The following is a 19,325-nucleotide window of genomic DNA, read 5'->3' on the forward strand; positions in this document are numbered from 1 at the left end:
TGCAGTGTCTGTAAGTAAATCAAATCCTGTAATCAGTATCATCACTGTCTGCTACAATGCGGAAAAGTTTATCGAAAAGACGATAGAAAGTGTGCTGGCGCAGTCTTATCCGCATATTGAACACATCATTGTGGATGGCGCTTCAAAGGATGGGACTATGAATATTGTGAACCGGTACCGTTCGCAGATTGCTACGGTGATCTCTGAGAAGGACAAAGGGCTGTATGATGCGATGAACAAGGGTTTGCGGGCTGCTACAGGAGACTATGTCTATTTTTTAAATGCAGACGATCTGCTGCATGATAAAGACGTATTGAAAAATACTTTTGCTACCTGCCCGGATGCCGATACCTATTATGGCGAAGCGATGTTTCTTTCTGAAGAAGGGGCTGCGCTGGGGTTACGTTCTGAGCAGACACCGCATAAAGTACCTGAAATCCTTACCTGGAAAAGCTTGCAGCATGGCATGGTGGTATCGCACCAGGCTTTTATTGTAAAGCGTTCTATCAGCCCGGAATATGACCTGAACTATAAAGTATGTGCGGACATTGACTGGATGATCAAGGTTTTACAACGGGCAACTGTTAACTGTAATACGCACCAGGTTATCGCCGGATTCAGGGTAGGCGGTACGAGTAAGCAGCATCAGCGCCTGGCCTGGAAAGAGCGTTATAAGATCCTGGACCATTATTATGGGAAAGTACCTAATTTCCTGCACCACCTGTACATTGCCGCCAGGTATGTATTTAAAAAGAAGTATTAGCCTTTCTTAAATATCTTCTCAGCGACCATCTTCCACATACCATTGATATCTTCTGATAACTTCAAACCAACAACCGCCGGCACATATAGGGCCACGAATACGGTTGTTCTGATAATGGTATCCGCATAGAGGTTCCACATGAACGGCAGTAGCCTGGTAATAAAGATGGCTGCCGCGCCGAGTCCCAGTGCAATCAATGTTTTATAACTCAGTGGTTGTATACCGAATTTAATATAGATAAAGAGAAAGCGTATCAGGTTGTTCAGTGTAACGCCAATAATGATGGCGTAAGCGGCGCCTATCATTCCGAAATTTTTCTGGAAGATGTAGGAGAGACCAATGGAGATAATGACGAAGGTGCTGGAACTGATGAAGTCGAAGCGCCAGAAATTGGATGTTTGGATAATTATATTGTTGATCCCTGTGACCAGGTCCACCAGTTTTGCGAGGCAAAGGATAAGTATAACCGTTGGTAAAACCTTTTGTTGTTCCGCGTCCAGGAAATGTCCCAGGAAAAGGACGAGGTTATGGTTACTGCTCCAGATAACGCCAAAGATTCCCAATCCAAGGATGGTAAGTGTAATAGAGCTTTTGGTATAGAGGGAGCTTATTTTGTCAATATTGCGATCCTTCCATGCCTGTGACAGGATAGGGGTGGCGATGGCGTACATGCTGCGTTGCGGAACTTCTATCAGGCTGGCAACGTAGGTACCTATGCTGTAGGCGCCGGCATCTCTTAGTCCAAGGAGGCTGGACATGATGAGAATGTCGAAGGTTTTTGCCAGCAGCTGAAATACCATGGCAGCGTATACGTACCCGCTGAAGAGGAGGATACGTCCTTTCATCCGCTGGGTAACACGACTGACCTTAGCGACCGTTTTCAGTTCGTTTGTCCGGTAGATGACCCACCAGAGCACCACTGCAATGAGTGCATAGGGAATACAGAAAAGCGCCATAAAGGTACTGAAGCTGAAATGGCATACACCGTAGAGAATGACAACAACGGTAGTAGCTATACGCAGCAGGTTCTCCTTCAGGAAGTTGGAAGCAATGGTTTTATGTAACCCCCAGGCAAAAGATTCCAGCAGGTTATATATCAGGATAAAAAACGTAAGCGGATACAGGATGTAGAAATAATCGACAAATAGTGCAGAATTGGTACTATACTTCTTAATTATCAGCCCTTTAAATACAATCGAAAGAATAACAAACCCCAGGAATCCTATGGCCGCAAAAACGATGGACAAAAACGGGAGGTCATTATTTTTTTTATTCAGGTAATCTTTATAGAAAGGAAAGAATTTATTGATGGCAGGTACTGCGCCCAATGAGGCCAGCATGGCCATCAATGTAGCGGCATCTATGATTACGGTGGTCAGACCATATTGTTCGGCATTCAGAAAACGGGGGAATAATACCAATTTGTTAAATGCGCCGAAGGCAAAACCAATATAGATGAAGATGGATGAATATAAACTCTGTTTTCTTACAATACCCATTAAAGCCTGATAGTTTGTCGATACCGGCAAAGATAAGTACCCTGTCATGAATTAGACGTAATAAGGGGATTAATTTTGTCTTGATGTGGTTTTTTTATTTTTTCCATTTCATTCATCTTACATTTATATGTAATTTTTTATAATTTAAATATGAAGAGAGCATCTATCCCTGGGAAATACCTGGCAGCAGTGCTGTTGCCCGTGTTCTTTACCGCCTGTTCCACATCAGGAGAAAAAGACAACACTGCACCTGAGCCACCGAAGCCGGCACCGGTTTATGAAATTCCTAAAACACATTCCGACACAGTTGCCTTCCTTTATTCAAGAACTATGGGGCTGGACAGCACGGCTATCACCTCATTGGGCAGCGGTTCCATGCTGATTGATGGGGATATGACCATGGAGCAGGCCACATTGACACAGCTGCTCAATAATTTACCGATAGTAGCAGCGAAAGATTCTACCAAATCGGTGAAGAGTCCATATGTAGTTAACAAATACAAAGTTTTCAAAATTGGGGATAATCCGGGGCAGCTGGCAGCGGGAGTAGAAAGTGCTTTATATAAAGCCATCGGTTACTGGAATGGTATCCTGATTCCTAACGGCGCGGAGTTTAACTTCATGGTGTATAGTGATCCTGCTCCGAGCGACATTATGTTCTCTACAGGAAATTTTAATCAGGATGTACCTTTCCTGGTGAGTCTGCCAAATGGGGCAGGCCTTCCGGGATCTTCCATTACCCTGAATATGACGTATATGCAAAAGCATAATGTCAGCAACGATCAACTGGTTGCTGCGATGGTGCATGCGTTAGGTCACGTATTGGGTTTACAGCATAGCAACCGGAAGAAAGCATCCTATTATGATGCCGGTAATATTGGCGATCTGGAATCTGTGATGAATGCTGATTTTCCTAAAACCAGTCATGCTAAATATTTCTCCAAAGGAGATACGGTGATGGTAAAACGCCTGTTCCCTGCGCCTGACTGGGCGGTTCAGGGTGCCGGTGATGTGAAGGAGCTTGCCGGTATTGAAATAACCAGCGGCGATGCTGCGATGTATTACCGCAAAGATGGCAAAGTAGTAAGAGGTAGCTGGACTAACGCAGTGGGGCCTGTTACGACTTTCGATATTCGTTCGGACCTGCCAGCCAATACAGTTGTGGATGTTGCCATTTCCGGGGCAAACAGGTATTATACTTATTTTAATAATGGGTGGCTGGTAGATGGAGAGATGTATAAGCTGGCAGGTAATCCGCTGAATTACTATTTTCAGGGTAGTCCGGCGCCGGGTCAGTCCATATCCACACTGGTAGGCGTTACCATTAAAAAAGATAATGATGACATTTACTATTTCTACAATGATGGTACCTATTCTGTAGGCAGATCAAATTACTGGTCTCAGTATTCTTACGGTAATGCCTATACGGTTCCGGCTGGTAAATCGTTTACAGATATAAAAGCAGTAGCGGTGGATGATGCAGGCAGGTTCTATTTCTGGTATAAGGATAATACTGTATCCAGAAGTGCTCTTGCGAGCCACAGTAGCCCTGAGGGGCCGCTGGCAGTTAAGGTTAATTAATCAGGTTTGCCTGATCGTATAAAAAGCAGAAGGGTCTCTATTTTGTAGAGACCCTTCTGCTTTTTATTGGTTACCTGTGTGATCAGGCTTCTTTCTTTTGATTCCTTTTATCAAATACCGGCTGCAGGAAGAATCCGGCGATTACCAGTATCAGCATCAGGATAGAGCTTATCGCAGATATTTTAGCACCGGTGAAGAATGTTTTCGGTGCAAACTTCATCTCGATTTTATGCTTGCCTGCAGGAATTTTCATACCGCGCAGTGCATAGTTGGTACGGATGATATCTGTTTGTTTACCATCGATAAACGCTTCCCATCCGGCAGGGTAGTAGATGTCGGAGAATACGGCAAAGCCTTCCTGGCTGTTGTTGGATTCATAGTCCAGGTTGTTGAGGCCGTACTGGGTCAGTTTGATGGTGGCGTTGGTGTCGGCTACCGGCTGGAATTGCTGGCCGCCGAGTTGAGGGATAAAGCGTTTATCCACTACGGCGCTGTCTTTTACGTCCAGTGTATTGAGTGCCAGCATTTCGCTGTTGGCATCTGGTGCATAGAGGATACCTTTCACGAACCATGCATTACCATAGTTTTCAGGTGTGCGCTGTGCCACCATCTGACCATTCTGACCAGGGTAGATCAGGTATTTGGTATTCATCATGGCCAGTATGCGCCAATCCTGTTCGGAAGGTTTGCCGCTGGCGATGTGTTGGTAAACAGGTACCAGCTGATGGTCGAGCATATCCTGGTAGATCCAGAGTTTAGCAGGACTGTAGCCACCGATATTTTTGTGGAAGTAGCTAGGAGCGGCGTTATCCAGTGGTGCGGAGAGGTTCCATACACGGAAGTAAGGGTCCGGGTCCTTCTGGATCTGAAGGTCGGCAGCAGTAGGCTGCAGTTCAGACATGAAGGTGGTATCGTCCACAAAGCTGTCGCTGTTCAGGTATTTTTTATCCTGCTGCCAGAGGTCGATGGTCACCGCCAGTGTTAAGGCTACTGCCAGGATGGTCATGTTGAGTTTACCTTTCAGGTAAGCCCAGAGCAGTGCGAAGGCGATACCTACGAATACGAGGGAGCGGATGCTATCCCAGAGCATGAGGTCTGCGCGGTCTTTTTCGAGGGCCCTGATGACAGTTTTTGCGTTTTCAGCGTTGCCGAAAGCCTGGCCGTAGTAGCCCATAATGGTGGCATCGCTGTGGCTGGTGAAGTTCATGTACATGCTACCGAAAATGCCTACTATCACTATTACACCAGCGGTGATCTGGGTCGACAGTGAAAGGCCTTTCAGCATGGCAGCCTGTTTATTCTCCGGCTTCAGTAATTCATCCAGTGCGAGAATTGCCATCACTACAAATGAGAAGGATGGAATAACGAGGGCCATTGCCGGTGCACGGAATTTATTATAAAGCGGCAGATGATAGAAAAGGAATTCGTTGACTACCATGAAGTGGTTGCCCCATGCGAGGATGAAGCCGATAATAGTGATCGGTACCAGCCACCAGAGGTGCCAGCTGCGTACTATTATTAATCCCAATACAAAGAGTAGGCAAATGATAGCACCTACGTATACAGGGCCGGAAGTTCCTTTAGGCTGGTCGCCATGGTACATCGGGAAAGGCAGCTGGTTCATGGCCTGTTCAAGCTGTGCTTCAGGTACACCAATGTTAGTCAGGGCTTTAGCTACATTCGAGTTAGGGCCTGGTTTTGCACTGGAAGCATTACCTGCATAGCCAGGAATCAGGAAGGTAAATGATTCAGACAAACCATAGCTCCAGTCGTAGGCATAGTTGATATCCAGACCGGTAGATTTGGTATCTTTTTTACTGTTGCCGGATTCATCAGGAGAGGCGATAGTCAGTTCAGACTTGCTGCCACGCATGGTGTAGTCCGTATATTCCTTGGTGATCATCAATGCGTTCATGTTGGGCAGGGTAGCCAGAATAGCGGCTACTGCGAGCACAACAGATGCTTTGAAGAAATCAGGTAATTGTTTTTCCCTGAGGGCGCGTACAAAAGCAGCGATGGCCAGTACGGCGATGCAGATCAGGGTATAATAGATCACCTGGAGGTGATTGTTATAGATAAAAAGACCGGTAGCGAGTGTTGTGAGTGCGAATCCGCTGATCAGTTTCCGGTTGTAGGTCAGTAATATACCTGCGAATACGGCCGGCATCAGTGCGATGTCGTACATTTTTGTAACGTGGCCGACATCAATAATAATAACGTTATAGGTGCAGAAGGCAAATGCTATGGCGCCTAATATCCTGATCCAGTACCTGATATTCAGTACACAGGCGAGCAGGTACATACATGCCATTGCGAGGAAGAGCATGTTGATAGGGTCTGGCAGGAACAGGCATACAGCGCGGTTTACGATGGCGAGCTTGTTGGCGTTAGGGCCGGTATACACCACATAAGTTGGCATCCCGCCGAACATGCTGTTAGACCACAGCGGAATGTCGCCGGTACGTTCATAATAATCTTTTGCTTCTTTGGCCATTCCCTGCACGTTCATCATGTCGGACTGGTTTACTACTTTCCCTTCCATAACGGGGGAGCAGTAAACAGTGGCCAGGATCAGGAAGATACCAATAGCCGCCAAATGTGGAAGTATGGCTTTTAGCCAGTTTTGCTTCATCGGATATTTCAGATTTAGTTTTAAAGAAACAAAAATAACTGTAATTTATCCGAAATTTCAATATGGGCTGGATTCGTTTTCTGTTAAAATTTGTGTTTATCTGCAATGTGTGCTTTATTATCGGCGAAATACTACGTATTATATCTTATAATCATGCCCTTGATGCCGTTGTAAATCATATACTGATATTGGGAGTAGGAATTGCGATGCCCGTCAATTTATTACTGAGTATAATCGTTGCTGTTTTATTACTGATAAGAAAAATAACGTGGCAATCATTACCACCTTGGGTATATTTGCTTAATCTGTTAATTCTAATAGTTCAACTAATAGTAACCTTCTAAAATGATCAAACATTTTCTGAATGATAAGCCCACAAAGCTATTCATCATTTTTGCCTGTTTTTTTGTTGCGAATGCCCTGATTGCAGAATGTATCGGAGGAAAATTATTTCTGCTCGAGCAGATGGTAGGATTGCCGGTACATAGTTTTACTGTATTTGGTGAGAAGGGTTTATCACTGACACTTACTGCCGGTGTGTTATTGTGGCCGCTGGAATTTGTCATGACGGACGTTGTTAATGAATATTATGGCCCTAAGGCGGTGAAAAGGATTTCGTATATCGCGGTATGTATGATTTCTTATGCCTTTATCATGTTTTTTGTGGCTATGCAGGTACCAGCCTCCGATTTCTGGCGTACCAGTAAGGTAACAGACGGTGTTCCAGATATGCAGAACGCGTTTGTACAGATATTCGGACAAGGTATGTGGATCATCTTTGCGAGTCTGACCGCCTTTTTGGTGAGTCAGCTGGTGGATGTAACCGTATTTCACCATATTAAGCGTCGTACGGGTAATAAACATGTATGGCTGCGTGCAACAGGAAGTACGCTGGTGTCGCAGCTGGTAGACAGCTTTATCGTATTGTTTATAGCTTTCAAAGTAGGGCAGGGCTGGACCTGGCAGCGGGTACTGGCCATTTGTGTTGTTAACTACACCTACAAAGCCATCGTAGCTATCGCGTTAACGCCTTTAATTTACATACTGGAGCACAGGATCAACAAGTTCCTCGGCCATGAAACTGCCGAGCGTATGAAAGCGGAGGCCATGGGCCAGGAGCATCCGTTGGTGGCGCCTATCAACGTAGATTAATCTGAAGAATATAAGAAAAGCCCTCCTTCTGCAAAGTGGAAGGAGGGCTTCTTTATTTATTAATATTTTTCTTTCACCATCTTCGCCACTACCTTATCAATAGGCAGGTTGACGGATGCTTCGGAGAAATCCTCCCAGTCGATCCATCTGGCTCTTTCCATTTCGTCCGTGCCTTCCGGTACCTCGAAATCGAATGGTTTATCGATCGTTGGCGCTACAAAAGCGGAGGTAGGTGTAACCAGATAGTATATAGAGATGATCTGTGTTACATTATCAAAAGCGGAGATCTGGAAGAAGTCGGTGGTGTAGATATGTTCTACTACTTTTACGTCCTGGCTGAGTTCTTCCTGCCATTCGCGTACAATGCACTCCAGGGTGCCTTCGCCAAATTCGAGTCCGCCGCCGGGGAACTTGGTATAGTAACCGCCACGGATATATTCATCACTTACCAGCACCTGTTTTTTCTCATTGATCATGATGCCGTATACTCTAACGTTGAAACCTGTTTGCATATGGAAGTATTGTATATCGGATTAGAACCATCTCTTCTTCATAAAATACCAGCTGATAATCACTGAAATTGCTATGGAGAGCATGATGGGTATATAAAAAGCGTGCATGGTATGCTGATAGGGAATATCTACGTTCATGCCGTAGATGCTGGCTACCAGCATAGGGAAAGTCAGTACGATGGTGATGGACGTGAGTCGTTTCATCACTACGTTGAGGTTATTGGAAATGATACTGGCGAAAGCATCCATGGTACCGCTGAGGATGTTGGTATATGTGTTTGCCATTTCCAGTGCCTGGGAAGTGTCTACGATCAGGTCGTTGAGGAATTCCTTTTCATCTTCGTTGAGGCCGAGGAAATTCGTGCGTTCCAGTTTCATGAGCAGCAGTTCGTTGCTACGGAGGGCGGTCACGAAGTAAACGAGGCTTTTCTGAATACGCATGAGGGCCAGCAGCTCTTCGTTTCTGTTGGAATCGTAGAGTTTTTGTTCCAGCATATTCCTGCGTTGATTGATTTCCTTGAGATGATCGAGGAAGTTGACAACCACTTTTTCAAATATTTTGAGCACCATCATATTTCTCTTTTCAGAGGAGCGGTTATGGAAGGTGTTGAGGAATTTTTTGATAGCGGTGTTGTCGAAGGAATTTACCGTGATGATCTGGTTATGTGTGAGAATGATCACGATGGGGATGGTGATGTAGTAGGCATCACTATCATTGAAGGAATTATTTTCTGTAGGTGTTTTAATAACGATCAGCCTGACCTTGTCTTCGAGCTCATAGCGGGAGCGTTCATCGATATCGAGGGAATCGGTGAGGAAGTCGAGGGGGATGTCCAGGTTTTCTGACAGCAGTTCGAATTCGCTTTGTTTCAGTGGAGGTGTGATGTTTATCCAGGCTCCGTCGTCGGGAGCCTGGATAGCCACTGTTTTACCATCAATATTTTTAAAATACTGGATCATCAGGGAGTGCGGGTGGAAGGATAAGAATAATTACCTGAGTGTGATCTGTCCTTCGAAAACGAGGGTAGCAGGGCCACAGAGCCAGATATTATCGAAGGTACGTTCACCGGTTTTGGTGAAGCGAACTTCCAGCTGACCGCCCAGTGTCTGAACGGGAATGGTGTATTCTTTTTCTTCGTTGCCGGCAGAAGTAAGTGCGGCGGCGGTTACGCCGGTTCCGCAGGAGTAGGTTTCATCTTCCACACCTCTTTCGTAGGTGCGTACGAAGATGCCATTTTCAAAAGGCTGTACGAAGTTGACGTTGGTGCCAACAGCTGCAAACCTTTCGTTGTAGCGGATGGCGCGGCCTTCGTTGAAAACGTCTACAGCCTGTACATCATCTACATGTTTTACAAAGTGAGGGGAGCCGGTGTTGAGGTAATAGTAGAGTGGACCATGTTCCACATCGTCTACATCCTGCATTTTGAGATTCACCCAGCTATCGCCGTCCATGGTGGCTTCGTGTTCACCATCTACTGCGATAAAGAAGAAGCTGCCATCGCCAACGCCCATTTTATTGGCAAAGGCAACGAGGCAGCGGCCACCGTTACCACACATGGTGCCTTCGCGGCCGTCGGCATTATAATATTTCATGGCGAAGTCATAGTCTTCGCTCTTATTTAACAGCATTAATCCGTCTGCACCGATACCGAATCTGCGATCGCAGAGTTCGTGGACCTGTTCGTCTGTAAGCCAGTCGTACTGGCCGTTACGGTTGTCCATGATGACGAAGTCGTTTCCTGTTCCCTGGTATTTGTAAAAATGAATCTGATTCATGGGTACAAATATATATTCTTTTTTTGGGCAGATGATGATATGGGAGAAAGGATTACTATTTGTTGTTTTTTGTTGGGCTTTCCCATCGGGACGCCTTCGGCATCCCGATGGGAAGGTGATATAGGGCGCCACCGCAGGTGGCGCCCTATATCACATGGGAAAGATGTAACGTATGGGCATTCCGCAGCGTAATGGTAAAACGAATAGCAGAAGGGAGTATGAGGCGTTGTGAATTATGGGAAACATTTGGGAAACAAACGCCTCAGAATGGCAATAATGAGCAATGCAGCGTTGTGTAAATAATCGGCGCAAACCTTAATGGGAATCATATAACGAAAAAAGCCAGGACGATGTCCTGGCTTTTCGAGGTTTCAAGCGGATTCGAACCGCTGTACGAGCTTTTGCAGAGCTCTGCCTAGCCACTCGGCCATGAAACCTTATATTTGCAATGTTACTATTTTTCACCCGTTTCGTAGCATTGTGTTTCGTTGTTGGGATTGCAAAAGTAGTAAAATTCTGATAATCACCAAATATTATTTAAAAAATATCTAAAAAAATATTTTGATAATAGTTCAGAACATAGGAATATTGGGCATCAGAACTAGGTTTTGAATGCTATTGAGAATTTAAAAATACTAACATGGACAAACGTATCGCCGAATCAGAACTGATTATTAATAGCCGTGGTGCCGTATATCACCTGGATGTAAGACCTGAGGAACTCGCCCATACTATCATTACAGTTGGCGACCCGGACAGAGTTGGTGCAGTGAGTCAGCACTTTGACAAAATTGAAGGTAAATATCAGCACCGCGAATTTGTAACCCATACCGGTTATATTGGAAATAAACGCCTGTCTGTTGTATCAACAGGTATCGGCACTGATAATATAGATATCGTTTTTAACGAGCTGGATGCGCTGGTGAATATTGATTTTAACACCCGCCTCGTGAAAAAGGACATTACTTCCCTGCAGATTATCCGCCTGGGAACTTCCGGTGCTTTACAGGAAGGTATTCCGGTAGACAGCTTCGTGGTTTCTTCTTTCGGGCTGGGGTTAGATAACCTGATGCCTTATTATTTATTTGAAAACAGTACCGAAGAAAAACAGCTGCTAGAAGCTTTCCGTGGTCAGGTAGCCCTGCACCCGGGTAGTGCCAGTCCTACCATTTTTGCTGCTGCGGATTCGCTGGCGAAACACTTCACTGATGGGTTCTATTCCGGTATTACCGTTACCTGTCCTGGTTTCTATGCACCACAGGGACGCGTGCTGAGAGGCACCCTGAGCAATCCGAACCTGATTGATAACCTCACTCAGTTTTCGTATAACCATCACCGTATTTCCAACTTCGAAATGGAGACTTCCGGTATTTATGGTATGGGTCGTGTGTTAGGCCACCAGTGCTTATCCGTAAGTGCGATTGTAGCGAACCGTATCCGCCAGGAATTCAGTAAAGACGGCGGTGCGGCTGTGGCGGCACTGATTAAAAAAGGTCTTGAAATTATAGCTGCTATCTAAGCAGCATCAGCGTCTCTACATTAGTAGAGACGCTTACTTTTATTATAAGGTTATCATTGCCTTGATCACGTTATTTTCCGGCCGTACCCACTGCGGGAATGCTGCTACCGCTTCTTCAAAGGTGGCACGATGTGTAATCATCTTCAACGGTGAAATCTTCTGCTCGCGGATACAATCCATCACATACTGAAAATCTGCTACCGTCGCATTCCTGCTGCTCATCAACGTAGTTTCTCTTTTATGGAATTCAGGGTGGCTGTATATCAGTTCTTTTTTCTGTAAACCTATCAGCACAATTCTGCCGCCATGGGCAAGATATTGGAGGCAGTTATTGATGGCCTGCTGATTGCCTGATGCATCGATGACCACACTGCAATATTCGTTATTGGTGATCTTTGCTATCTCTCCCGTAACATCCTCTCCCAATACATTAATAATTGTAATCTCCGGAAATAAATCTTTACAGAAAGCCAGGCGTTGCTGGTTCACATCCAGCATAATCACCGTTGCACCTGCCTGTAGCGCAAACGCAGCAGCCCCCAGGCCAATAGGGCCTGCGCCCATGATTAGTACCTGCTCACCCGCTTTTACAGCAGCGCGGCGGATCCCGTGTGCGCTGATAGCCAGCGGCTCTGTGAGCGCCAGTTCGTCCAGTGTCATATCATTGCCTGCTATGACGGCTTTATTGGGCACCAGCATGAATTCTTTCATGCCGCCGTCTATATGTACACCGGCCACCTGTATACTGCTACAGCAGTTCGGTTTTTGTTGCCGGCAGGCGATACAGGTGCCACAGGCATAATAGGGGATGATGGTCACTTTGCTGCCGGGGTGCAGTTCCGGATCAGTGGTTTCAACTATTTCGGCGGCCAGTTCATGACCTAATATGCGCGGGTAGGTGAAGTAAGGCTGTGTGCCGTCATACGCGTGGATGTCAGTACCACAGATGCCGATGCGTTTGATCTGCAGCAGGGTATGGCCGGCGGTGAGTGCCGGGATGGGTGCTTCGGTATAAATCAGTTGTCCTGGTTCCAGGCATTGAATTAATTTCATGTGACAAATTTATTATCTGGCTTTATGGTGATACTCCTGCACAAGCATTAAAAATTGCTGTATATTACCATCCTGATACTTTAGCATATGAAACCAGCACTCAGGCAGATGACTACATCGCCTCAGCATTCTTTTATAGTAAGAAGGGATACCGGCAGGGAGATGATCAACAACTGGCATTATCATCCGGAGATAGAGATCCTGTTGATACATCGTAGTGCAGGAACTATGCTGGTAGGGGATTTCATTGGCCCTTTCCATTCCGGCGACGTGCTGGTTTTTGGTGCGGATCTGCCGCATTGTCTGCGTCATGAAGATGCTTTTCTGAAGCAGAAAAAGCAGGGTGCCGGAGAAACGATCTGCATAAAATTTCATCCCCGGCTGACGGGGCAGGCGTTTCTTGATCTGCCGGAAGCCAGGCCTGTCAATACCTTCATTCAGTCGTGTGCCAATGGCTGGCGCTTACATGGCGCCCTTGCGGAGCGCATCGGGCAGCAGATTATCGCGGCAGCTTCGGCAACGCCTGGGCGGCAGCTGATACAGTTGCTGAGTATGATGGAAGAGATGGTGAGTGCCGGCACCTATGAAGAGCTGTCGTCTACAGGGTTTATGCAGCAGGCCTCATTCGAAAAGGACGACCGGCTGAAGCAGGTGTTCGATTATACCTTTGCCAATTTTACGGAGAAGATCAGTATCGCTGAAGTGGCCGGGATGCTGCATATGACGCGGCAATCATTCTGCCGTTATTTCAAGGGAAAGACGCAGAAAACATATATACATTTTGTGATGGAGGTAAGGATAGGCCATGCCTGCAGGCTACTGGCGGAAGATTCAGGGAATGTGGCAGAGGTTTCCTATGCCTGTGGTTACAGCAGTATTTCGCATTTTATTTCTCAGTTCAAGGAAATTACGGGGCGTACACCGTTGGAATACAAGCGTGATTATGCACGTCAGTAAAATTGTATAAATATGTTAATATCTGGCAATTTCATAAAATGGTGTGAAGTTTATAATAATTGTTGATTTTTTGCTTGAAAAACCAGAAAAAAATGCTAAGTTGTACGCCCGGATAATATTTCCGGGATTAAAAAAAGAGAGGGGTTATGATTGAGATAATTAAAGTAACCGCCGATGATACCACGAGTTTAGATCAACTGAGGTCCTTATTTCGTGAATATGCCAATTGGTTAAATGTAGATCTTAGTTTCCAGCAGTTCGAAGAAGAAATGATTCATCTTCCCGGAGCTTATGAGGCACCTACAGGTGCATTATTCCTTGCAAAGATTGACGGTCAGGTAGCGGGATGTGTAGCGATCAGACAATTTGACAATACTACTGCAGAGATGAAGCGCCTGTTTGTAAGAGATGCATTCCATGGGCATGGTGTAGGCAAAGCCCTGGCGGCAAAGGCAATTGAAGAAAGTAAAGCATTAGGTTATAAGCGTATAATACTGGATACGCTGGCACATATGCGGCCTGCCATTGAATTATATACCTCGCTTGGGTTTGAGCCTATTGCGGCGTATTATGATAATCCGATCAGCAGTGCGGTATATCTGTCATTAAATATTGAAGCTAAATAAAAGGCAGCAGCGTAGATTACGCTACTGCCTTTTTTAGTTTATATACTTCTTATCCGATTTTTGGGATATTGTAGCCGTTGTGGTATGCAGCTGCCAGTAATTTATTGGCATCGTTTTCTGTGAATTGCTTTTTGTTTGCGTCCCAGTAAACCTTTTTACCTGTACGATAGGCTATGTTACCCATTTGCGCGATAGTAGCTACGTGCGCACCAGCAGCGATAGGGCAGTGCAGGTCATCGATTTTGCGTGACTTGATCACCTCTATGAAGTTTTTCGCATGCAGGTCCAGGCCATTGTCTACCGAAGGTTTGCGGGCCACTGCTTCCATTTTACCTTTTTCAGGGATTACTTCCCATCCTCCACGATCTACTACCAGCGTACCGTTGTTGCCGATGAAGGCAATGCCGTGTGTGCGGTTGTAAGGGCCACCATCGATGCCGGTAGCCTGTTCCCACTGAATATTATAGTTATCGAATTCATACACTGTAGTGAGGGTATCCGGTGTTTCTGCTGCGTCGTCCGGGTAAGCGAATTTTCCGCCTGCGGCCATGATAGACTTAGGGGCGCCGGATTTCATGCCCATGAGTGCGTAGTCCAGGAGGTGTACGCCCCAGTCGGTCATGAGTCCGCCGGCATAATCCCAGTACCATCTGAAATTGAAGTGGAACCTGTTGGGGTTGAAAGGCCTTGTGGCGGCGGGTCCCAGCCAGGTTTTATAATCCACGCCTGCAGGTGGAGTGCCGTCAGGCTGTACAGGTATGGATTTCATCCATCCCATATAGGCCCATGCCTTTACAAGGCGTACCTGGCCCAGCTGTCCGGAGTGTACGAAGTCGAGTGCATCTTTAAAGTGTTGCTGGCTGCGTTGCCATTGGCCTACCTGCACGACGCGGTTGTATTTATCGCGTGCGGCCACCATGGTATTGCATTCGATGATGGAGTTGCCGGCAGGCTTTTCAACGTAAACATCCTTACCTGCTGATACAGCATCTGTCATCTGGAGGCAGTGCCAGTGGTCAGGGGTACCTATCACTAGGGCGTCGATGGATTTGTCTTCCAGTAGCTTGCGATAGTCGGAATAGCCTTTCACCTTAATACCTTTCTGTGCCAGCTCACCTATTCTTTTATCCAGTACGTTTTTGTCTACGTCGCAGAGTGCAACGCATTCTACCTCTGGATTTTTCAGGAGTGCGGTGAGGTCTGCCCATCCCATGCCGTTGATACCGATGGCGCCAACGCGGATTTTATCGCTTGGAGCTATGGCACGTAATGGGAGTGTATGGAGGAGGCTGGCACCGGCTACTAGTGTAGTGGCGGATTTGAGAAATGATCTCCGGGAATTTGTCATAGTAATAAAACGGTTTTGCGCGTGGAATAATGCGGGTATAAGATAGTGTTTTGTTTGATTTTTTTTGGGAGAAAGAAGATGAATGGTAGGTTGGGAGATCTGTTTTGTTTTTTCTTCGTTTTTTTCGCTAGCTGAAGGTATTTAGCGGTTTTTTCTAACAAAAAAGAGCCAATGCCTTCGGCATTGGCTCTTTTTTGTGTTTTCTGCCCGCCGGAGGCGGGCAAATCTCCGGAGATGACCGAAGCGAAATATTTAAGCGAAGCGCTAGTCCATATCTTCTTCGGCGTTGAGATTGAAGTTCATCATGGTGCCGAGGAGGTCGGAGAAGCGTGTTTCGTTTTCGAGTATTTTTTTACTGATAAGCGAGTGGGCGCTGAGTCCGTGCAGGACGAACTCCATCAGCAGCATGGCTTCTTTGGTGGAGGCGCGGGGGAACCGTTCGCCGACGAGCTCACGGAGGCCTTCTACTTTGCTGAGAGCGGTTTCGTATTGTTTATCTGTGAGGTCCTGCAGTATCTGTAGCTGATTGCCTTTATCGAACCATTGGATGACGGTACGGTAAGGGTTTTCAGCGGGAGAAGTCTGTTTACGCTTTTTGAAGCTTTCCGGGTTAGGGAAATAATTGGCGAAAACGGAGCGGATGGATTTGTCGAGGAGGTTGTGTGCTACCTGCAATGGGCCTTCCTGTTCTCCTTCGTATACCAGTTCTATTTTCCCGGTGATGGCGGGAATAATGGCCTGCAAATCTCCTATACGGACCTGTGTATCTTTTTCTTTATTGATGATGGCCCTGCGTTCGCCGGCACTGACAGCATTTTCATACGCTGCAATGGTAAGGCGGGCAGATACGCCACTTTTCTTATCGACATATTCGCTGCTGCGGGCTTCGAAGGCTACCTGCTCGATGAGGCGTTTCACCATATCGGAGATCTGTACTTTCTTCGCCTGGTCTGCGTGTACATCAGCTTCCTGTTCGGTGATGAGCAGGGAGTTTTCGATATTTTTCGGGTAGTGGGTGATGATCTGACTTTCGATCCTGTCTTTCAGCGGTGTAACGATGGAGCCGCGGTTCGTATAGTCTTCCGGGTTAGCGGTAAATATGAAGAGGATATCGAGTGGCATCCTTACTTTAAATCCGCGGATCTGGATGTCGCCTTCCTGGAGGATATTGAAGAGGGATACCTGTATACGTGCCTGCAGATCGGGGAGTTCGTTGATAACGAATATCCCGCGGTTGGAGCGGGGGATGATACCGAAATGTATGACACGTTCGTCTGCGAAGTTAAGTTTCAGGTTAGCGGCTTTAATCGGGTCGATATCGCCGATAAGGTCAGCCACGGAAACGTCGGGTGTGGCGAGTTTTTCACCGTAGCGTTCGGTGCGGTGCAGCCATCTGATGGGTGTTTTATCGCCTTTTTCTGCGATGAGGTCGCGGGAAAAGCGGGAGAGTGGTGCGAAAGGATCGTCGTTTACTTCCGAGCCATCTACCACAGGGATGTATTCATCCAGCAGGTCTACCATCTGGCGTGCCATCCTGGTTTTGGCCTGGCCGCGGAGGCCCAGGAACAGGATGTTGTGGCGCGACAGCAAAGCTCTTTCCGTATCGGGAATCACGGTATCTTCATAGCCGATGATACCGGGGAAGGTCGCTTCTTTCTGTTTCAGTTTTGTAATCAGGTTTTGTCTGATTTCTTCTTTTACTGACTTAGGCTTGTATCCGCTTTTCTTTAGTTCTCCGAGTGTTTTTATGTTAGTGTCCATGCTAATTTTTTACTGATTACGGGAGATGTCAGAATAGTTTTCTTTTACCATTTTCGAAATCGTAGAAGAGGAACTGTCCTAATTTATCGGTACCGGAGAAGAAGGCTTTTCCGTTATTGGTTTCGGTGAATTCCTGGACGAACTGTTGTAGCCAGGGATCAGTGGCCACCATGAAGGTGGTGATGGGAATTTTTAATTTTTTGCATTGGGCGGCGAGGTTGAGGGTCCTGTTAAGGATTTTTCTGTCGAGCCCGAAGCTGTTTTTATAGTATTGTTTGCCTTGTTTGAGGCAGGTGGGCTTACCATCGGTGATCATGAAGATCTGCTTGTTAGGGTTCCTGCGGCGGCGCAGCAGGTCCATGGCCAGTTCGAGGCCGGCAACGGTATTGGTATGGTACGGGCCTACCTGCAGGTAAGGCAGGTCTTTAATTTCGATTTGCCAGGCATCGTTACCAAACACGATGATATCGAGGGTATCTTTCGGGTATCGGGTGGTAATCAGCTCACTGAGGGCCATGGCCACCTTCTTTGCCGGGGTGATACGATCTTCTCCATATAAAATCATGGAGTGGGATATATCAATCATGAGGGCTGTAGACGTTTGTGTTTTGAAGTCTGTTTCCCTGATAACGAGGTCATCCTGTTCGATATTAAAGCTATCGATACCGTGGTTTACCTGCGCATTATGAATGGAGGCGGTAATATCCAGGTGGTCTACAGGGTCGCCAAACTGAAAGGGTCTTGTTTCTGCATTCAGTTCGTCGCCATTGCCTGATTTACGGATATTATGGTTTCCTGTGGAAGATTTCTTCAGTTTGCCGAAGATTTCTTCCAATGCGCTTTTGCGGATGGTCTGTTCTGTTTTGGAGGTGATAACGATTTCTCCGGTGGTTTCGTTTTCACGGATAAAACCTTTTTCCTGTAGTTCTTTCAGGAAATCACCTATGCCATATTCTTCATCAGTGAGGCCATACTCATTATCCAGCTGGGTTAGCCATTGAAGGGCTTCTGTAACATCGCCGCTGGTATAGGTAAGGAGTTGTGTGAAGAGATCCAGTAGTTTCTGGAAAGGTGGCTTAGTATTGTCACCAGGCATAAACCTGGAAAATGTAATTCCTCTCATAGCACTAGTTCTACCTAAAATTAACGAAAAATAACTGGAAATCTATCTACTAATAATCGTCACAGATTTGTATTTTATCATGAAACCTATTACTTTCAATTATCAAAAAAATATCTATATGAAAAAACTACGGAATGCATTAATGCTGGCTGGCGGCTTAGCGGCTGCATTATTTGCACAAAGTGCGAAATCGCAGGCCAGAGCAGATGCATTGGGTTGGAAACTGGGAGCGCAGGCTTACACCTTCAACCGATTTACTTTTGCGGAAGCCCTTGACAAAATGGACAGCTGTGGCATCCAGTACGTGGAAGCATTTCCAGGTCAGGTACTGGGCGGCGGACTGGAAGGCAAGTTCGACTATCATATGTCGCCAGGCCAGCAGGAAGCCCTGAAACAACTGATTAAAAAGAAACACAAAGTGCTGGTGGCCTTTGGCGTAGTGGTACCTGGTTCTGAAGCCGAATGGAGAATGCTGTTCGATTTCGCCAACAGAATGGGTATCCAGAGCATTACGACGGAGCCACAGCCAGAATACCTGGACCTGATTTCTTCTCTTTGTGATCAATATAATATCAAAGTAGCGATACATGATCATCCAAAACCAAGCCATTACTGGAGTCCTGACAGCGTGCTGGCTGCAATAAAAGGACGCAGTAAGCTCATGGGTGCCTGCGCGGATATCGGCCACTGGGTACGTTCCGGCCTGGATCCTGTAGAGTGTCTGAAAAAACTGAATGGTCGTGTGGTGAGCCTTCACTTCAAAGATCTGAACGAAAAATCTCCTAACGCACATGATGTTGTTTGGGGTAATGGTGTTTCTCAGATTCCTAGAGTACTGGATGAGCTGAAGGCACAGAAATTCAAAGGCCTGTTCTCTGTAGAATATGAATACCACTGGGAGAACAGTGTACCGGAAGTAAAAGAAAGTGCTGCTTACTGGAGATCCATGGTGAGCAATCTATAAACCTTTTTTGCCCGTTTTTTACAAAGGAAGGCCCTCTACTCATGTAGAGGGCCTTCCTT

General features: G+C 46.3%; 16 protein-coding genes and 1 tRNA gene. 7 read left to right on the forward strand and 10 right to left on the reverse strand.

Annotation, left to right across the window (positions count from 1 at the left end; translation table 11 throughout):
* Positions 1–4 precede the first annotated feature (4 nt).
* Positions 5–763 carry a glycosyltransferase family 2 protein gene (locus F3J22_RS17540; RefSeq protein WP_205195396.1) on the forward strand — a complete coding sequence of 253 codons (759 nt, stop codon included), beginning with the start codon at positions 5–7 and terminating at the stop codon, positions 761–763.
* On the opposite strand, the gene F3J22_RS17545 is transcribed toward F3J22_RS17540, so the two are convergent.
* A complete protein-coding gene (locus F3J22_RS17545; RefSeq protein WP_167019248.1) occupies positions 760–2,262 on the reverse strand; it encodes a lipopolysaccharide biosynthesis protein in 1,503 nt (500 codons plus the stop codon). The two genes, F3J22_RS17540 and F3J22_RS17545, sit on opposite strands and share 4 nt — an antisense overlap.
* Before the next feature lie 150 nt (positions 2,263–2,412).
* Here F3J22_RS17545 and F3J22_RS17550 point away from each other — a divergent pair, with 150 nt between their 5' ends.
* On the forward strand, positions 2,413–3,843 hold the full coding sequence (locus F3J22_RS17550; protein ID WP_167019249.1) for a hypothetical protein: 1,431 nt from the start codon (positions 2,413–2,415) through the stop codon (positions 3,841–3,843).
* A gap of 82 nt (positions 3,844–3,925) precedes the next feature.
* Here the strand turns inward: F3J22_RS17550 and F3J22_RS17555 are convergent, their stop codons facing one another.
* The gene (locus tag F3J22_RS17555) at positions 3,926–6,475 is read right to left on the reverse strand and encodes a YfhO family protein (protein WP_167019250.1); all 2,550 of its coding nucleotides are present in this window, start codon (positions 6,473–6,475) and stop codon (positions 3,926–3,928) included.
* Between the two features lie 345 nt (positions 6,476–6,820).
* Here F3J22_RS17555 and F3J22_RS17560 point away from each other — a divergent pair, with 345 nt between their 5' ends.
* Complete coding sequence (locus F3J22_RS17560) at positions 6,821–7,627, forward strand: queuosine precursor transporter (protein WP_167019251.1); 807 nt, start codon at positions 6,821–6,823, stop codon at positions 7,625–7,627.
* A gap of 59 nt (positions 7,628–7,686) precedes the next feature.
* Here the strand turns inward: F3J22_RS17560 and F3J22_RS17565 are convergent, their stop codons facing one another.
* From F3J22_RS17565 to F3J22_RS17580, 4 genes are all read right to left on the reverse strand, one after another.
* Positions 7,687–8,139, reverse strand: a complete 453-nt coding sequence (locus F3J22_RS17565) for an NUDIX domain-containing protein (RefSeq protein ID WP_167019252.1) — start codon at positions 8,137–8,139, stop codon at positions 7,687–7,689.
* Between the two features lie 21 nt (positions 8,140–8,160).
* Positions 8,161–9,099 (reverse strand): magnesium transporter CorA family protein, encoded by a 939-nt coding sequence (locus F3J22_RS17570; protein WP_167019253.1) that lies wholly within the window; start codon positions 9,097–9,099, stop codon positions 8,161–8,163.
* A gap of 30 nt (positions 9,100–9,129) precedes the next feature.
* A complete protein-coding gene (dapF, locus tag F3J22_RS17575; RefSeq protein ID WP_167019254.1) occupies positions 9,130–9,915 on the reverse strand; it encodes a diaminopimelate epimerase in 786 nt (261 codons plus the stop codon).
* Positions 9,916–10,281: 366 nt separating this feature from the next.
* Positions 10,282–10,352 (reverse strand) — tRNA-Cys (locus tag F3J22_RS17580).
* Positions 10,353–10,555: 203 nt separating this feature from the next.
* On the opposite strand from F3J22_RS17580, the gene F3J22_RS17585 reads away from it, so the two are divergent.
* Positions 10,556–11,434 carry a nucleoside phosphorylase gene (locus F3J22_RS17585; RefSeq protein WP_167019255.1) on the forward strand — a complete coding sequence of 293 codons (879 nt, stop codon included), beginning with the start codon at positions 10,556–10,558 and terminating at the stop codon, positions 11,432–11,434.
* A 42-nt stretch (positions 11,435–11,476) separates the two neighbouring features.
* On the opposite strand, the gene F3J22_RS17590 is transcribed toward F3J22_RS17585, so the two are convergent.
* Entirely contained in the window at positions 11,477–12,487 is a 1,011-nt protein-coding gene (locus tag F3J22_RS17590) for a zinc-binding alcohol dehydrogenase family protein (protein ID WP_167019256.1), read from the reverse strand.
* A gap of 87 nt (positions 12,488–12,574) precedes the next feature.
* Between F3J22_RS17590 and F3J22_RS17595 the strand changes: the two genes are divergently transcribed.
* Positions 12,575–13,444, forward strand: coding sequence for an AraC family transcriptional regulator (locus F3J22_RS17595; RefSeq protein WP_167019257.1), 870 nt, complete (start codon positions 12,575–12,577; stop codon positions 13,442–13,444).
* Between the two features lie 146 nt (positions 13,445–13,590).
* Positions 13,591–14,070: a GNAT family N-acetyltransferase gene (locus F3J22_RS17600; RefSeq protein ID WP_167019258.1), complete on the forward strand. Its 480-nt coding sequence runs from the start codon at positions 13,591–13,593 to the stop codon at positions 14,068–14,070.
* A 49-nt stretch (positions 14,071–14,119) separates the two neighbouring features.
* Here the strand turns inward: F3J22_RS17600 and F3J22_RS17605 are convergent, their stop codons facing one another.
* From F3J22_RS17605 to F3J22_RS17615, 3 genes are all read right to left on the reverse strand, one after another.
* Positions 14,120–15,418: a Gfo/Idh/MocA family protein gene (locus F3J22_RS17605; protein WP_167019259.1), complete on the reverse strand. Its 1,299-nt coding sequence runs from the start codon at positions 15,416–15,418 to the stop codon at positions 14,120–14,122.
* A 264-nt stretch (positions 15,419–15,682) separates the two neighbouring features.
* The gene (locus tag F3J22_RS17610) at positions 15,683–17,179 is read right to left on the reverse strand and encodes a sigma 54-interacting transcriptional regulator (RefSeq protein ID WP_167019260.1); all 1,497 of its coding nucleotides are present in this window, start codon (positions 17,177–17,179) and stop codon (positions 15,683–15,685) included.
* 28 nt (positions 17,180–17,207) lie between these two features.
* Positions 17,208–18,302 carry a VWA domain-containing protein gene (locus tag F3J22_RS17615; protein ID WP_167019261.1) on the reverse strand — a complete coding sequence of 365 codons (1,095 nt, stop codon included), beginning with the start codon at positions 18,300–18,302 and terminating at the stop codon, positions 17,208–17,210.
* Between the two features lie 118 nt (positions 18,303–18,420).
* Between F3J22_RS17615 and F3J22_RS17620 the strand changes: the two genes are divergently transcribed.
* Positions 18,421–19,266, forward strand: coding sequence for a sugar phosphate isomerase/epimerase (locus tag F3J22_RS17620; protein ID WP_167019262.1), 846 nt, complete (start codon positions 18,421–18,423; stop codon positions 19,264–19,266).
* Positions 19,267–19,325 lie beyond the last annotated feature (59 nt).

Source organism: Chitinophaga sp. Cy-1792 (assembly GCF_011752935.1).
GTDB lineage: Bacteria > Bacteroidota > Bacteroidia > Chitinophagales > Chitinophagaceae > Chitinophaga.

Excerpts from the sequence above, each read along its gene's own strand:
- F3J22_RS17545 (WP_167019248.1), bottom strand. The coding sequence starts at position 2,262 with ATGGGTATTGTAAGAAAACAGAGTTTATATTCATCCATCTTCATCTAT.
- F3J22_RS17550 (WP_167019249.1), top strand. The coding sequence starts at position 2,413 with ATGAAGAGAGCATCTATCCCTGGGAAATACCTGGCAGCAGTGCTGTTG.
- F3J22_RS17555 (WP_167019250.1), bottom strand. The coding sequence starts at position 6,475 with ATGAAGCAAAACTGGCTAAAAGCCATACTTCCACATTTGGCGGCTATT.
- F3J22_RS17560 (WP_167019251.1), top strand. The coding sequence starts at position 6,821 with ATGATCAAACATTTTCTGAATGATAAGCCCACAAAGCTATTCATCATT.
- F3J22_RS17565 (WP_167019252.1), bottom strand. The coding sequence starts at position 8,139 with ATGCAAACAGGTTTCAACGTTAGAGTATACGGCATCATGATCAATGAG.
- F3J22_RS17570 (WP_167019253.1), bottom strand. The coding sequence starts at position 9,099 with ATGATCCAGTATTTTAAAAATATTGATGGTAAAACAGTGGCTATCCAG.
- dapF (WP_167019254.1), bottom strand. The coding sequence starts at position 9,915 with ATGAATCAGATTCATTTTTACAAATACCAGGGAACAGGAAACGACTTC.
- F3J22_RS17585 (WP_167019255.1), top strand. The coding sequence starts at position 10,556 with ATGGACAAACGTATCGCCGAATCAGAACTGATTATTAATAGCCGTGGT.
- F3J22_RS17590 (WP_167019256.1), bottom strand. The coding sequence starts at position 12,487 with ATGAAATTAATTCAATGCCTGGAACCAGGACAACTGATTTATACCGAA.
- F3J22_RS17595 (WP_167019257.1), top strand. The coding sequence starts at position 12,575 with ATGAAACCAGCACTCAGGCAGATGACTACATCGCCTCAGCATTCTTTT.
- F3J22_RS17600 (WP_167019258.1), top strand. The coding sequence starts at position 13,591 with ATGATTGAGATAATTAAAGTAACCGCCGATGATACCACGAGTTTAGAT.
- F3J22_RS17605 (WP_167019259.1), bottom strand. The coding sequence starts at position 15,418 with ATGACAAATTCCCGGAGATCATTTCTCAAATCCGCCACTACACTAGTA.
- F3J22_RS17610 (WP_167019260.1), bottom strand. The coding sequence starts at position 17,179 with ATGGACACTAACATAAAAACACTCGGAGAACTAAAGAAAAGCGGATAC.
- F3J22_RS17615 (WP_167019261.1), bottom strand. The coding sequence starts at position 18,302 with ATGAGAGGAATTACATTTTCCAGGTTTATGCCTGGTGACAATACTAAG.
- F3J22_RS17620 (WP_167019262.1), top strand. The coding sequence starts at position 18,421 with ATGAAAAAACTACGGAATGCATTAATGCTGGCTGGCGGCTTAGCGGCT.